The following is a 14708-nucleotide window of genomic DNA, read 5'->3' as shown; positions in this document are numbered from 1 at the left end:
TGAATGCCGATGCATTTTGCTTAAACTAAAACTTTATTGTGTAAAGAATTTTGTCTGTCGCACCCCTCATCTCGTCAACGTAATTTTTGGAAGATGCACCGGATTTTTTTCGAGCATCCGCATCATCGTGATAAAAATCAAAGAGGCTATTTAACTCTTCATAGTTCTCATATGAGTGGGCACCGCCTAGTGCAAGTAGATCTTTTGCTTCCTTAAATTTGTGGTAATTCGGACCAAATATAACGGGCATCCCATAACAAGCCGCTTCGAGTGTATTGTGAATGCCTCGACCAAATCCGCCACCGATATAAGAAATATCGCCATAACGATACAATGAAGACAAAACACCAATACAATCCACAACCAAAACCTCAGCCGCATCAATCTCAGCTTTAGTCGCGTTCGTAAATCGCACATAGGGCTTTTCAATAGCACTGACTATGTTTGCAATGTGATTTTCATCAACTTCATGAGCCGCTATAATATATTTGTAAGCTTTTTTTGAGGCATTAATGTATTTAATAATGTATTCCTCATCCTTAGGCCAGGTGCTTCCGGCAATCATCACCGGACGCCCTTGAGCGAAATCTTCAAGCTGAGGTAAAACCGTGGCTTGCTTTGCGATGGAATAAACCCGATCGAAACGCGTATCTCCTGCCAGACTTACATTATTAAATCCAATGCCCTTAAGCAACTCAATGGACTCCTCATTCTGAACAAAAAAGTGTGTAAAAGCCTTGAGTATTTTTCTGTAAAGGCCTCCATAAGGCCTGAAAAACATCTGATTGGGACGGAATATAGTTGAAAAGATATAGGTTGGCACCTCATTTTTTCTCAGTTCATTCAAGTAGTGATACCAAAATTCATATTTGATAAAGAAAACCATCTTCGGATTGATTAATCGAATAAATGCTTTGGCATTTCGCTTGGTGTCTACAGGCAAATAGAACACAAAATCAACGCCCTCATAATTCTTTCGGATCTCATAACCCGAAGGCGAAAAGAAAGTCAATACAATTTTATAACCCGGATGTTTCTCTTTGAACGCTTCGATAACGGGGCGTCCCTGTTCGAACTCCCCCAAGGATGCCGAATGAAACCAAACCAGGTTTGACTCACCCTTAACTGCAGTTTCAATCTTTTCAAGAATAGCTTTACGCCCATCAAGCCATTGCTTTGCTTTGGGATTGAACATAGATGCAAAACGCACCAATAAAGAATAAAAAAAGATGGACAGATTATAAAACAGAATCATGTGTCGAGCAATTTAGGATCAAAAAAATCGTTTTAAAGCAAAACGAAATCTCATTTAATAGACAAATAAAGATAAAAGTGATTCATATGAAGCCAAATCATATCTCACCCTACAAAACTAAACATTTTTAATGTCCATCTATCTTCTCTAAAAAAATTATCCCCAAATTCGTATATTGAACAAAACTCAAAACCTAATATTTTTTTAAGCCTTTAATCCCCTAACACCACTCCATTGAAACGAATTCTGATCTTTTGCTTTTTAATCCTTCTGTGCACAGTTAGCTATGCTCAGAATTCAAGCAATATCAGAAACAAGGAGATCGATCTCACTAAAGACAGCATTCAACTGGACTCTCTTTTAATTCTACCAGCAACAATCAGTCTGCGGGTAAATGAGGAGTTGCTTGACAGTTCCTATTATCAGCTGAATCTTGCCAGGGGAATCTTTATGCCCAAGGCAAAGTTGAAAGCAAAAGGAAAACGGGCCACAATCACATATAGGGTGTTTAATTACAAAGTTGCTCAAGTTTTATACAAACATCATCTGAGTGAAATCAACCAACCTGATGTGCTACAGAGTAAGCGGTATTCCCTCTCGCAAAATCAATTCAATACGACAGATGAATTCGGTACTCAACTCAACAAACAGGGGAGTTATACCCGTGGCTTATCATTGGGAAACAATCAGGATGTGGTTAGTCATTCGAATCTGGATCTGCAATTATCAGGGAAACTCAGCGAAAATGTGAACATACTAGCTGCCATTACTGATGACAACATTCCCATTCAACCCGATGGAAACACCCAGCAAATTCAGGATTTCGATCGTATCTTCATAAAACTATTCAACGACAAACACGAACTCACATTAGGTGATTATCAAATCGAAAATTCTGAAAAATCTCATTTTTTAAAGTTTAGAAAGAAGGTTCAAGGCGGTCAATACCAAGGGGTAATTTTGGATGAAAAAAAAAGAAAGGTTCACACTCAAGTGAGTGCCTCAATAGCCAAAGGGAAATTCAACCGGATGGAAATTCAAGGCATTGAAGGCAACCAAGGTCCCTACCGATTGTTTGGCGCCAACAATGAAACTTACATTATTGTTTTGGCCGGATCAGAGAAAATTTACAAGGATGGCAAGCTGCTGTCACGAGGCGAGAATGAGGATTACACCATCAATTACAATACCGCCGAACTGAGCTTTAACACCAGTCAACCCATCAATAGAAACGCCCGAATTATTGCTGAATTTGAATATTCCGAGGAAAATTATTCGAGATACCTGATTTATAACAGCACCGAAATAAAAGGTGAAAAAGCCTGTTTCCAATTCAACTTTTATAACGAACAGGATAATAAAAACAATACACTTAGTCAGAACCTGAGCGACGAACAAAAACTTCTGTTAAACCAGGTGGGAGACAATTTACAAAATGCAATGACCCAACAAGTTCAGCTTGTTGAATTTACCAATGATCTGGTTTTATATAAAAAGGTAATTCAACACATTGATGGTGAAGACTATGAAACCTATGTCTATTCGACTCAACCGGAAGAGGCTATCTACCAAATACGCTTCACCTATGTGGGGGATAAAAAGGGCAACTACAGACAAATAGAGTCTTCGGCCAATGGTCGAGTGTACGAATGGGTTGCCCCAATCAACTCAACACCCCAAGGCGATTTTTCGTTAAATTCTCAAATGATTGCTCCGGAAAAACATCAACTCATTAGCTTTGGAGGTCAGTTCAAACATTCTGAACGTGCCAGCAGTCAGTTCGAATTGGCCTTTAGCAATAAGGATATCAACACCTACTCCCCAATTGATGATAAAAACAATAAAAGCCTGGCCTTCAATTTCGAGACCCATCGAAAATTCTTTCAAAGCGATAGCAATCAGGTGTTAAACTCATCTTTGGTCTACAATTATTTAGCCCGAAATTTCGAAGAGGTTGAGAAGTTTAAATCTCCGGAATTTGAAAGAGATTGGAACATCCAGAAAAGCTCAGAAAAAGGTGAAGAGTACTTTATCGAAATAAAAAATGCCTACCAAAATAAATCAAGTCTTCTCACCTACGATATTAGCCTTCTCAAACAGGCGTCTCAATACAAAGGTCTTCGTCACAATGCCGTGGCTGGTTATAAGAAAAAACATTTTGAATTCAGCTGGAATGCCAATTTAATGACAAGCCAGGCAGACCAAATCGAAACCGAATTTTTCCGAAATAATATCCATGCAACTTATAAGCTAAATGCCTTTAAAATTGGCCTGGAGCAGTATAGTGAAAACAATCAATGGAAGAACAGAACCGATCACCAATTACTCTCAAATAGTTTTGCGAACAAAAGTTACAAGGCCTATATAAAGAGCAATGAAACCAGCAAAAATCAATTTGAAACCTATTATCAATATCGTAAAGATCTGTTGCCTTGGGAAGGTAAAATGAGTTCACAAAGCGAGTCTGAGGACATTGGTTTTACCCTTTGGTTGAAGAAAAACAAAAAGAATCAATTAAAACTGGCCAGTAATTATCGCAAACTCCGTATTCTAAATCAGGATATCAGTCAGGAAAAACCCGAAGAGAATTTCTTAGGCAAACTCGAACATCGCTCAAGAATATTAAAAGGACTCATCCGAACATCCACCTATTATGAACTGGGATCTGGACTGGAGGCCGATCGCATCTATTCTTACCTTGAAGTAAATGCTGGACAGGGGATATACAAGTGGACCGATTACAATAAAAATGAGATTAAAGAAATTAACGAATTTGAAATTGCAAGCTTTAAAGATGAAGCCAATTACATTCGCATTTCGAACATCACAACCCAATACAGAAAAGTATACACCAGTGACTACCGACAAAGTCTAAACATCCAACTCAAACGCTTAAAAGGTCAATCCTGGTTTATCCGATTGGTTTCAGCTTTTAACAATCGTTTTTCTTATCGAATTTCGAAAAAAAGTACGGATAAGAATTTTAACCTTTACGGAAATCCATTTTCATCCTCAGAAAATAAGAATCGTATTATCAACCAGACTTCGTCACTTCAAAATACGCTTTCGTTTCATCCTCGAAAATCCAATACAAGCTACGATTACATCTATTTGAATAATGCCGGCAAGCTTCTTCTGAACAACGGTTTTGAAAAGAATCAGCTCTCGCAAAACAGTTTGCGCCTGGTCTGGAGAAAACAAGATTGGCAAATAAGTAACAGGGCTGATATGGGGACTAAAACCCGAAGCAGCGAGGTCTATTCAAGCAAAGATTTCAAATTGGACTATTTAAAAAATGAGTTAAAACTCAAATATCAGTTGGGGCGTAACTTTCAATTGGGATTCGAATATCTTTTAAAGAACAAAAAGAATAAGCTCAATATCGAAAAACTCGAATCTCACGATTTTGGTCTAGAAGCCCAATTGTCACCAGGAAAAAGAAAGAACTTAAATGCTTCGGTGCACTATCTAATCCTAAAGTACAATAGCGATAATAACAGTTCAATTGCATATGAAATGCTCGAAGGTTTTCTGCCTGGAAATAACATGACATGGAGCCTAAATTACCAACAACAACTATCTAAAACTTTTCAGATGAATATCAACTACCGGGGAAGACAATCGGAAGGAAATTCAGCCATTCACGTGGGAAGTATGGAATTGAGAGCCTATTTCTAAAAAAAAATCTTATCCTAAAACAAGAAAAATAAAACCTCTGTGTAGATATCCGTAACTGAAAACCACAAGCCCTCAACTCTATGATTATTTGACAAATGAAAATCCATTACGAAACACAAATTCAACAGCAAACAGCTTAAACATGACACAATCGATACACAAAAGATCTTGATATTATCAAAAAAAAGTAAGGATTGCCTTGCTTTAGTTTAAAAAGGGCGTATCTTTGCAATCGCAAATAAGAAAGATACCAATCTAAAGATATATTGCGGGGTGGAGCAGTTGGTAGCTCGTTGGGCTCATAACCCAAAGGTCATCAGTTCGAGTCTGGTCCCCGCTACTAAGAAATCCTTCGAGATTTCATCTTTCGACGAAAACATATTGAAAATATATTGCGGGGTGGAGCAGTTGGTAGCTCGTTGGGCTCATAACCCAAAGGTCATCAGTTCGAGTCTGGTCCCCGCTACATAGAGAATCCTTTCGGGGATTCGTTTTCGTCGAAATTACCTTATTGAAAATATATTGCGGGGTGGAGCAGTTGGTAGCTCGTTGGGCTCATAACCCAAAGGTCATCAGTTCGAGTCTGGTCCCCGCTACTCAGAGAAGCTCTTAACGAAAGTTAGGAGCTTTTTTTGTGCCCTAAATTCTACAAATAAATTTCAACTAAAATATCGTTGGACCCATATCCGCCTTAGGCGGACAAGTTCAAGTCTGGTCCCCGCTACTCGGAGAAGCTCTTAACGAAAGTTAGGAGCTTTTTTTGTGCCCTAAATTCTACAAATAAATTTCAACTAAAATATCGTTGGACCCATATCCGCCTTGGGCGGACAACAATTCTAGTCTTGTCTCCAATACTTAGAAAAACTCTTAACGAATATTAGACGTTTTTTCATATCTTAATCCCTGATATGTACACAGTTTATATTATCTATTCTAGAGCATTTAATAAGATCTACATTGGATGTACTTCTAATCTTGAAGCTCGTTTTAAATCTCATAACGAACTTGGAATAAAAGGCTGGACAATTAAATTTCGTCCATGGATAATTGTACATACCGAAGAATTTGAATCAAAACGTGAGGCACTTGATCGAGAAAAACAACTCAAGGGTGCTAAAGGTCGAGAGTGGATTCGGAAAGAAATTATTCCCAAATATTAGCAGGATCATATCCGCCTTAGGCGGACATCAGTTCGAGTCTGGTCCCCGCTACTCGGAGAAGCTCTTAACGAAAGTTAGGAGCTTTTTTTGTGCCCTAAATTCTACAACCATATTGCATCTTCAAAATATTATTGAATTCAAACCTAATTCTCCTCATATTACATAAAACATAAGATGTCTTTTTCTTAAAGTATAACACAACCACGCATGATTTTTAGTAATATTGCTTCTCAATTTAAAACATATAAAGATTTATGAAAAAAGTATTATTTATTTCAATTATGGTTTTGTCTATTTTTGCATGTTCGGAAGATGATGCTATAGAGCTATTACAACCTACAATTGAAACTATTAAATCAGAAGGCATAGCAATAGGCGATATTATTACAATTCCTGGTAAGAACTTCAATGAAAATGGAACTTATTCTGTAAAATTTAATGGAACAGAAGGAAAGATTACTGAGATCAAACCAACCTCGATAAAGGTTAAAGTCCCTGAAAATGCAACAAGTGGTGATATAACACTAACTTACGATGAAATTACTACAATACTTGGAACAATAATTATTACCAGATTCCCAACAGTAGAGAATATTACCCCTGAAGAAACAAAGACAGGTGATATCATTACTATAAAAGGATTTGATTTTGTTACTAGCGAATCTTATACTGTAAAATTCAAAGAACTTGAAGGAAAGGTAATAGAAATAACCTCCACCAGTCTTAAGATAAGAATCCCACAGGGTGCAACTTCAGGTGAAGTTTCATTGACCTACAAAAATGAAACTAAGGTGATCGGACATATTTCAATTTTGGAAACTTTTGTTTGTGGTTTTTATGAGACAGATATCCAAGGAGAGCATGTTAATCAAATTGTTAAGATTGATAAGACTACCGGCTCAAAGAAATTTGTTGCTGATTTATCTTCCTTTAGTTTTGGCTATTACGAAAGTCTTGTTTATGATTCCCAATCTAAAAGTATTATCGGACTTTTTAATGACACTAAACTGATAAAAGTAAATGTTCATTCTGGAAAAGTAACAACAGTGAATATTGCATCAGAATCAGATAATGAATCAATTAAAGAGATTGTGATTGGAGATAATGATGATCTTTACGGTTTTTATGAGACAGATATCCAAGGAGAGCATGTTAATCAAATTGTTAAGGTCGATAAAACTACCGGCTCAAAGATATTTGTTGCTGATTTATCTTCCTTTAGTTATGGCTATTACGAAAGTCTTGTTTATGATTCCCAATCTAAAAGTATTATCGGACTTTTTAATGACACTAAACTGATAAAAGTAAATGTTCAATCTGGAAAAGTAACAACAGTGAATATTGCATCAGAATCAGATAATGAATCAATTAAAGAGATTGTGATTGGAGATAATGATGATCTTTATGGTTTTTATGAGACAGATATCCAAGGAGAGCATGTTAATCAAATTGTTAAGGTCGATAAAACTACTGGCTCAAAGGTCTTTGTTGCTGATTTATCTTCCTTCAATTATGGCTATTACGAAAGTCTTGTTTATGATTCTCAATCTAAAAGTATTATTGGGCTTTTTAATGACACTAAACTGATGAAAGTAAATGTTCAATCTGGAAAAGTAACAACAGTGAATATTGCATCAGAATCAGATAATGAATCAATTAAAGAAATTGTTTCTGTGACTTTATAGAAACTAAGTTTGAAATTATCTAAAAAGCAAACTCATAATCATCATAAGATAATTTTTAAAATTCATCAATAACACTATAACTATTGTGGATAGATCTACCATAAGTTATTAAAAAATAACAGAGCAATATAAGGACTTTCAATTCATTATTGAACGTCCTTTATTTCTAATGATATATCTCCAATTTGATTTAAAATAGTTAGACTATAATATACACAATCTTAAGAAAAATGATTTGGCTACATTCATTTTTTCTTTTACCTTGAGAAAAGTTCGTTTTATAACCAATTATTAGCTATTCATTGAACATTTACACTAAATCATATCCCTATGAAAAAATTTATTCTACTGCTTTTCTTATTGATTCCATTTCTAGGAAAGTCTCAGGACATTGAACAATTTCTGCTTGCCGGAACAGAAGATGCATCTAAACTAACAGAGAACTATGTGAACCCGGTTTCAAAAGGTTTTATGTATGGATTGAATAACGGATGGTACACCACAGCCAGGACTCATAAGAAATTTGGTTTTGATATCACATTGGTTGCGAATCTCGCCAAGGTTCCTAGTAAAGACGAAGTCTTTACTTTTGTTGATTCTGATTACAAAAATCTGAGTTATGTTAGTGGATCTAAAGAAATTCAGACTTTTATGGGAGGCGATAATAATACAATTCTAAATGCAAAAATTGCAACAGATGGCGGCGATTTTAAGCTGACAGATTTCACGATGCCCGATGGTATTGGTGATGATTTACCCATGAATGCTGTGCCTTCTGCAACCCTTCAAGTGGGCCTAGGAATTCCAGTAATCGAAGCAGATTTAAAAATAAGATACCTACCTAAGGTTGGAACTTCAGATCTGGAAACTGGCATGTTTGGTATAGGTATCCAAAAAAGCTTTTCAAAGTTGTTGAAAATTGACAAAACGCCCTTTGATGTTTCGGCCTTAGTTGCTTACACTAATCTAACAGCAGAATATGATATTCAAGCAGAATCAGGATTGGATGGCTCAGGACAATTGATGGAATTCTCTACAAACGCTTATACCATTCAAGCTATTGCATCGGTTAACCTTAAGTTGATTGAATTTTACGGAGCAGTTGGTTTTAATACAGCAAAAATGGATGTAGATATTAAAGGATCTTATGATTTGGAATATACTTTGGAAGGATCAGGAATGACCGTAACCGAGACCATTACCAATCCTGTATCAGTTGAATTTGATGCCAGCGGTGTAAGAGCAACCATAGGGACTCGCTTAAACCTTGGCTTCTTTAAAATATTTGCTGATTATACAATGCAGGAATACAACACCATTACGGGAGGTCTTGCATTTAGTTTCAGATAAATACAAGGAAAATATTTATTTACAAAAAGAGAATATTCAATATTGAATGTTCTTTTTTTGCATTCCGACACAAATTCTACAAAGAAAATTGTAAAAAAAAAGCCGCTACACAATGTGTAACGGCTTTTATTGGGGGTGGGCCCACCTGCCCCGAAGTGTCGGGGTGAACCAGCGACTTATACGTTTTCCAACAACCAATCTACTTTTTCACGATTAGAAATTAAAGTGATAACATACTTTTTACTTTTCATCTTTTTTATAAATGCTTCTATTCTTCTTGCTTGACTAATCGATTCACAACTGATAGCAAGTACAAGTTTCCAATCATTTGCCTTAGCGGTAAACTTTTTATTTCCATAATAAGATTGAAGATGTAATTCCAATCTTTCACTTGGCTCCAGCTCTGTAGAACCATAGTAATATCGATCTAATGATTTGCTATGTAGAATATAACAGTATGCCATAAAGATTCAGCTATAGATCTAAAGATACTGTATTTCAAAGAGAAAATTGTTTGTAATAAAAAAGCCGCTACACAATGTGTAACGGCTTCTATAGGGGGTGGGCCCACCTGGGCTTGAACCAGGGACCCCCTGATTATGAGTCAGGTGCTCTAACCAGCTGAGCTATAGGCCCTCGAAAAACGCGTCGGTAAAAGTATTTTATTACCTTTGTTTTCGGACTGCAATGTTACATATTTGCATTGAATAATTCAACAATATTTAGAAAAAAAAATGCCAAATTTTTCATCAATTCCCAATATAGTCTTTGATTTGGGCGGAGTTCTTCTCAATATAAATCCCGAAAATTCTGTCAATCAATTTAAAGCGATTGGTTTAAATGATCCTGAAAGGATTCAACATGAATATCGCGAAAATGGTTTGTTCGATCGTCTCGAAAAAGGACTCCTCAGTCCTCAGGCTTTTCGAGATGAAATTCGTCAGTATATCGATGTTAAAGTAAGCGATCAGCAAATAGATCATGCCTGGAATGCCATGTTGCTTGACTTCCCTTACGAACGACTCGCTCTACTACAAGAACTAAAAAAAACACATAAGGTCTATTTGCTCAGCAATACGAATCGGATTCATTGGGAATACTACACCAGACAAATCAGGGAAACACATGGCGTTGACTTAGCTGACTGTTTTGAAAAGGACTATTATTCTCACGATATGGGCCTGCGTAAACCAGATACCAGCATCTATCAAGAACTTCTAATAGCCGAAAAACTCAAAGCAGAGGAAACCCTCTTTATCGACGATATGTACCCCAATGTTGAAGCGGCCAAGGCGGTTGGCATGATTGCCCATCATCTTGATCTTGAAAATGGAGAAAGTGTTCTGGATCTGTTTGCGACGAATTAAATTGAACTTATTCTTTGATAAAGTCGCCAATGGTATTATCGTAATTCACATAGTATTTCCCGGGAATTAGATCATCAAAACGAACTTCCTTACCAAAACCATCGAAAATAAGGTTGCCAAAGGTATCGAAAATCTCAAATTGAGTCGGGGCTGAGAAGTTCAGCCTCGATGTCACTTTCTTGTTAACGAGATAAACAGGCTTTATTTTGGAATGAAATTGAATCGTATCCGAATACCTTACCTTTTCACTCTGATCAATTTGGTAAACTCGAAACATATTTTGACCGGAATGAACCGGAACTTTTATCCTATAATAGTTAAGCCCATCTGTCCCAACACCTCTTAATTGCCCAACTGTAAGCCATTTATTCCATCGATACTGCTGCACAAAAAAGGTTAGAGACCCTATTTCATTTGTACACCCCCAATTTAGAAATTGATCTTTATCGATAAATGCCTTCTTCATTTCGAAGGAACTCACTGCCTGTATGGCCTCCATATTTATGATTGAAGGAACAATCGAGTCTTTATACTTGATAGAAAATCGAAGATCTTCGCCCAACTTAAACCCCATATGAGTCAGGTCAACTTCAAAAGCACTTGATTGAATTGCCTCAGAATAGGGCTTCCCGTTTATTGAAATTGATTCAATCGTAAAAGCATCTTCCGTTTGGGCAAAAGGATTCATAATATAAACATTCGATCCCGTGAAGACTCCTTTGACATTGAGTTCCTGAGAGGAAGCTAGCGAAGAAAAGAATAGAAAAAAAACAACTAGTAATCTGAAATTCATAAATCCTGTATTACGGGGATGATATAACAACCAAAGAGAGCGCTGGCTCCCTAATTTTAACTTAAATAATCAATTCAAGATAAGAAAATTAGATAAATGAACGCCTCTTAGAAAAAACTTATTTACATATTACTATTTAGCATCCTTCCAATCCCCATTTTCTTTGATAATCTGAATCAACTCTTCAATGGCATCCTCACTCAAGATATTCTTCTTTACCAGCTCCTGAGATTTGTATAAGGATACTCTTCCGGCTCCTGCACCCACATAGCCATAGTCCACATCGCCCATTTCGCCGGGTCCATTCACAATACATCCCATAACACCAATTTTAAGATGAGATAAGTGCGCAAACTTTTGTTTAACTTCGCTAACCACATCTTGCAATTTAAACAAAGTTCGACCACATCCCGGACAGGAAATAAACTCTGTTTTAGATGTTCGAACACGTGCGGCCTGCAAGATACCAAAGGCAGCAGCATTAACTTCTACACGGGAAATATTCCCAATATTATTTAAACAAATGCCATTTCCCAAACCATCAATAAATAAGGCTCCTAAATCGCAAGCTGATTTCAGCTGCAGGTCTTCCAGATCATTTTCATTGAACAATCGGTGAAAAACAACTGGTGTTTTGCAATTGAACTGAATCAGTTTAAAAACAAAAGCACGTTGCTCAGCAAAAGCATTTTGATGTCTCGACTGACAAAGAAGAACGGCCTTCGGGTTCGCTTGTAGCTTATTCATAAATTCTTCAGTCAGATCAGAATAAGAACAACTGACAAAATGAATATCAGAGGTAAAAGAACTCAAATCGTCATGAAGAAAAACCTCAGCAGAAAATAAAGGATGGACTCTGTCTGAATACTGAAACGCATCTTCCCAACATACCGAATCGACAATCAATCCCAACTCCTTAGGGAAATCTCTGATTGAAGGATCAAAACCATTGGTATAGATAAAATCAGCAGCCAGATCACCTTTCTCCCACTCCAAACTTTCAGCACTCATCTTGTAACCAATCTGCTCCGGGAAATCACTACTAAAATGCCTTTCCAAACTAAAATCAGCAATAACAACAACTGGCTTACGCCCGCCAATATTAACGACTTCCTGAGTCGATCGTTTGTAAAAATCACAAAGATTAATCTGACTATACGAGGGTGATGCAATGGGATAATGGCCTTCTTTTTCCAGAACATAGTCCACCATCTTTCGTCCAACAGGTGATTCAATTTCCGGATCTTCGGTTAGTGAAATTCGAATGGTATCACCCAAACCATCATTAAGCAAAGCACCTGTACCCACAGCCGATTTAATTCGACCATCTTCACCTTCGCCAGCCTCAGTTACACCCAAGTGCAAAGGATAATACAGCTCTTCCTTGTTCATTTCGCTTACCAGCAGACGAACCGTTTTTACCATCATCACCGTATTACTCGATTTGATAGAAATGGCCACATCATTAAAGCGCTCCTCCTTACAAATACGAAGAAACTCAAGTGTCGCTTCAACCATCCCACGCGGGGTATCGCCATAGCGACTCATAATTCGATCAGACAGTGAACCATGATTGGTCCCAATGCGAATAGCCGTTTTGTTTTCTTTACAGATATCAATCAGAGGAATAAACTTCTTACGGATTTTTTTCAGGCCTTCCTGATACATTTCTTCACTGTATTCTGAACCTTTCAAATCGGCTTTCTTGTCTACAAAATTACCTGGGTTCACTCGAATTTTATCTACATACTGAGCCGCAATAGTCGCTGCCTCCGGATTAAAATGGATATCGGCAACCAAAGGCGTTTCATAGCCCCTTTCCATTAATTCAGCCTTAATGAATTTCAAATTCTCTGCCTCCTTCTTACCCTGGGTCGTCAATCTCACATATTCAGCCCCCGACTCTATCATTCTGATAGCTTGCTCAACACTAGCCTTTACATCATTGGTATCGGTATTCGTCATCGACTGGATACGAATAGGCTGTTCTGCTCCCAAAGGCGTTTTTCCGATTTGGGTTTCAGAAGATAAACGTCGTGAATAGTTGAATAGATCTTTACAGAATGTATTGAGTTTCGAAATTGTCATGGACTTTATATTATAAACAGCTTTTTCATATGTCCCAAGTGATAAAGTCTATCTAAATGGATATAAAGCTGTAGGCTATTTGATATTGATAAATCTTCGTCTGATACTATTTGATGTACAAATGTAAGCTATAAATTCTTAAATTTGAATTTCGAATGATCCGGGATTTATTGTCAGCCTCAATCTTTGATAAAATCCCACAGATCCAATCATTTTCTACAAGAAATAAGAAGCCCATGTCGATACAAGTAAAGGACGTCAGTAAATTTTATGGCAAACAAAAAGCTTTGGATACCTTGAGTTTTGAGATTTCAGATGCCGAAGTGGTTGGTTTCCTTGGCCCCAATGGAGCGGGTAAATCAACTATGATGAAAATCATCACAGGTTTTCTGCCTCAAAGTTCAGGAGATGTCTTCGTGAATGGCTTAAATATAGAGAAGCATTCTCTGGAAATCCGCAAACAGATTGGTTATTTGCCCGAGCACAACCCACTATACCTGGATCTGTATGTAAAGGAATATCTGGAATACGTAGCGGGTATATACAAGCTTGGCAGGAACAAGAAAAAAAGGGTAGACGAAATGATTGAGCTCACAGGTCTGGGCCTGGAGCAAAAAAAGAAAATTGGTGCGCTGTCGAAAGGTTACAGACAACGGGTTGGGCTGGCTCAGGCTCTTATTCACGATCCCAAAGTTTTAATTCTGGACGAACCCACAACCGGACTCGATCCCAACCAACTGGTTGAAGTGCGACAGTTGATTCAGAATATCGGAAAAGAAAAAACTGTGATGCTCTCAACCCACATTATGCAAGAGGTTGAAGCCATTTGCGAACGTGTACTTATAATAAACAAAGGTAAACTAGTCGCCGATCAGGCCGCAAACCATATCCACAGCATTAAAGAATCACATGTGTTCGAATTGCAGTTTACCTGCCCCGTTTCTAACTCGCAATTTCAAACTATTGCGGGCATTACTCATGTCGAAACTTTAACCAACAACCGTTACCAAATATCGGCTACAAACGATGTGCGTGAGCAAATTTTTCAAATGGCTGTTAGCAACAATTTAATTCTTATCGAAATGAAATCTCAGGAACGTAATTTGGAATCTTTATTCCATGAGCTGACTCGATAACAATAAGTACTTGTTCAATAAAGCCACAAGACTCACAGTGTATTCAATTTCTCCTCCTCTCCAAAGAGGAGAAATAAATTGCTGATGAAAAGTAAGAGCCCAGCGGCTAGAGCGCAAATAATAAAGAGATTTTAGTCTTTTTTAACCTAAGTCCTTTATATTCTTAAGAAGAAGCAGTCTGCATAAGCTTGTTTGT

The 14708-nt window shown here is 37.3% G+C and carries 10 protein-coding genes and 4 tRNA genes; 9 read left to right on the top strand and 5 right to left on the bottom strand.

What is annotated here, in order from left to right; translation table 11 throughout:
- Positions 1-25: 25 nt before the first annotated feature.
- On the bottom strand, positions 26-1255 hold the full coding sequence (locus EV201_RS13735) for a 3-deoxy-D-manno-octulosonic acid transferase (protein WP_130308220.1): 1230 nt from the start codon (positions 1253-1255) through the stop codon (positions 26-28).
- A gap of 234 nt (positions 1256-1489) precedes the next feature.
- On the opposite strand from EV201_RS13735, the gene EV201_RS13730 reads away from it, so the two are divergent.
- From EV201_RS13730 to EV201_RS13700, 7 genes are all read left to right on the top strand, one after another.
- On the top strand, positions 1490-4933 hold the full coding sequence (locus tag EV201_RS13730; RefSeq protein WP_130308219.1) for a hypothetical protein: 3444 nt from the start codon (positions 1490-1492) through the stop codon (positions 4931-4933).
- Positions 4934-5200: 267 nt separating this feature from the next.
- A tRNA-Met gene (locus EV201_RS13725) sits at positions 5201-5273 on the top strand.
- Positions 5274-5326: 53 nt separating this feature from the next.
- Positions 5327-5399, top strand: a tRNA-Met gene (locus tag EV201_RS13720).
- 57 nt (positions 5400-5456) lie between these two features.
- Positions 5457-5529 (top strand) — tRNA-Met (locus EV201_RS13715).
- Positions 5530-5841: 312 nt separating this feature from the next.
- Positions 5842-6093, top strand: a complete 252-nt coding sequence (locus EV201_RS13710) for a GIY-YIG nuclease family protein (protein ID WP_130308218.1) — start codon at positions 5842-5844, stop codon at positions 6091-6093.
- A gap of 254 nt (positions 6094-6347) precedes the next feature.
- A complete protein-coding gene (locus EV201_RS13705; protein WP_130308217.1) occupies positions 6348-7778 on the top strand; it encodes an IPT/TIG domain-containing protein in 1431 nt (476 codons plus the stop codon).
- 330 nt (positions 7779-8108) lie between these two features.
- The gene (locus tag EV201_RS13700; protein WP_130308216.1) at positions 8109-9128 is read left to right on the top strand and encodes a DUF6588 family protein; all 1020 of its coding nucleotides are present in this window, start codon (positions 8109-8111) and stop codon (positions 9126-9128) included.
- Positions 9129-9304: 176 nt separating this feature from the next.
- On the opposite strand, the gene EV201_RS13695 is transcribed toward EV201_RS13700, so the two are convergent.
- Both EV201_RS13695 and EV201_RS13690 read right to left on the bottom strand, forming a co-directional pair.
- Entirely contained in the window at positions 9305-9592 is a 288-nt protein-coding gene (locus tag EV201_RS13695; protein ID WP_130308215.1) for a GIY-YIG nuclease family protein, read from the bottom strand.
- Positions 9593-9690: 98 nt separating this feature from the next.
- A tRNA-Ile gene (locus EV201_RS13690) sits at positions 9691-9764 on the bottom strand.
- Between the two features lie 98 nt (positions 9765-9862).
- Between EV201_RS13690 and EV201_RS13685 the strand changes: the two genes are divergently transcribed.
- Positions 9863-10495 (top strand): HAD family hydrolase, encoded by a 633-nt coding sequence (locus EV201_RS13685; protein ID WP_130308214.1) that lies wholly within the window; start codon positions 9863-9865, stop codon positions 10493-10495.
- A 7-nt stretch (positions 10496-10502) separates the two neighbouring features.
- Here EV201_RS13685 and EV201_RS13680 read toward each other — a convergent pair whose 3' ends face one another.
- Both EV201_RS13680 and ispG read right to left on the bottom strand, forming a co-directional pair.
- Positions 10503-11288 carry a hypothetical protein gene (locus tag EV201_RS13680; RefSeq protein WP_130308213.1) on the bottom strand — a complete coding sequence of 262 codons (786 nt, stop codon included), beginning with the start codon at positions 11286-11288 and terminating at the stop codon, positions 10503-10505.
- A gap of 132 nt (positions 11289-11420) precedes the next feature.
- On the bottom strand, positions 11421-13376 hold the full coding sequence (ispG, locus tag EV201_RS13675; RefSeq protein WP_130308212.1) for a (E)-4-hydroxy-3-methylbut-2-enyl-diphosphate synthase: 1956 nt from the start codon (positions 13374-13376) through the stop codon (positions 11421-11423).
- A 236-nt stretch (positions 13377-13612) separates the two neighbouring features.
- Here ispG and gldA point away from each other — a divergent pair, with 236 nt between their 5' ends.
- Positions 13613-14512 carry a gliding motility-associated ABC transporter ATP-binding subunit GldA gene (gene gldA, locus EV201_RS13670; protein ID WP_130308211.1) on the top strand — a complete coding sequence of 300 codons (900 nt, stop codon included), beginning with the start codon at positions 13613-13615 and terminating at the stop codon, positions 14510-14512.
- Positions 14513-14708 lie beyond the last annotated feature (196 nt).

This window comes from Ancylomarina subtilis, from assembly GCF_004217115.1.
Lineage (GTDB): Bacteria > Bacteroidota > Bacteroidia > Bacteroidales > Marinifilaceae > Ancylomarina > Ancylomarina subtilis.
This window is presented reverse-complemented; position numbering and strand designations above follow the sequence as displayed.

What these genes read in the sequence shown, in the direction of transcription:
- EV201_RS13735 (WP_130308220.1), bottom strand. Translation starts at nt 1,255, where the DNA reads ATGATTCTGTTTTATAATCTGTCCATCTTTTTTTATTCTTTATTGGTG.
- EV201_RS13710 (WP_130308218.1), top strand. Translation starts at nt 5,842, where the DNA reads ATGTACACAGTTTATATTATCTATTCTAGAGCATTTAATAAGATCTAC.
- EV201_RS13705 (WP_130308217.1), top strand. Translation starts at nt 6,348, where the DNA reads ATGAAAAAAGTATTATTTATTTCAATTATGGTTTTGTCTATTTTTGCA.
- EV201_RS13700 (WP_130308216.1), top strand. Translation starts at nt 8,109, where the DNA reads ATGAAAAAATTTATTCTACTGCTTTTCTTATTGATTCCATTTCTAGGA.
- EV201_RS13695 (WP_130308215.1), bottom strand. Translation starts at nt 9,592, where the DNA reads ATGGCATACTGTTATATTCTACATAGCAAATCATTAGATCGATATTAC.
- EV201_RS13685 (WP_130308214.1), top strand. Translation starts at nt 9,863, where the DNA reads ATGCCAAATTTTTCATCAATTCCCAATATAGTCTTTGATTTGGGCGGA.
- EV201_RS13680 (WP_130308213.1), bottom strand. Translation starts at nt 11,288, where the DNA reads ATGAATTTCAGATTACTAGTTGTTTTTTTTCTATTCTTTTCTTCGCTA.
- ispG (WP_130308212.1), bottom strand. Translation starts at nt 13,376, where the DNA reads ATGACAATTTCGAAACTCAATACATTCTGTAAAGATCTATTCAACTAT.
- gldA (WP_130308211.1), top strand. Translation starts at nt 13,613, where the DNA reads ATGTCGATACAAGTAAAGGACGTCAGTAAATTTTATGGCAAACAAAAA.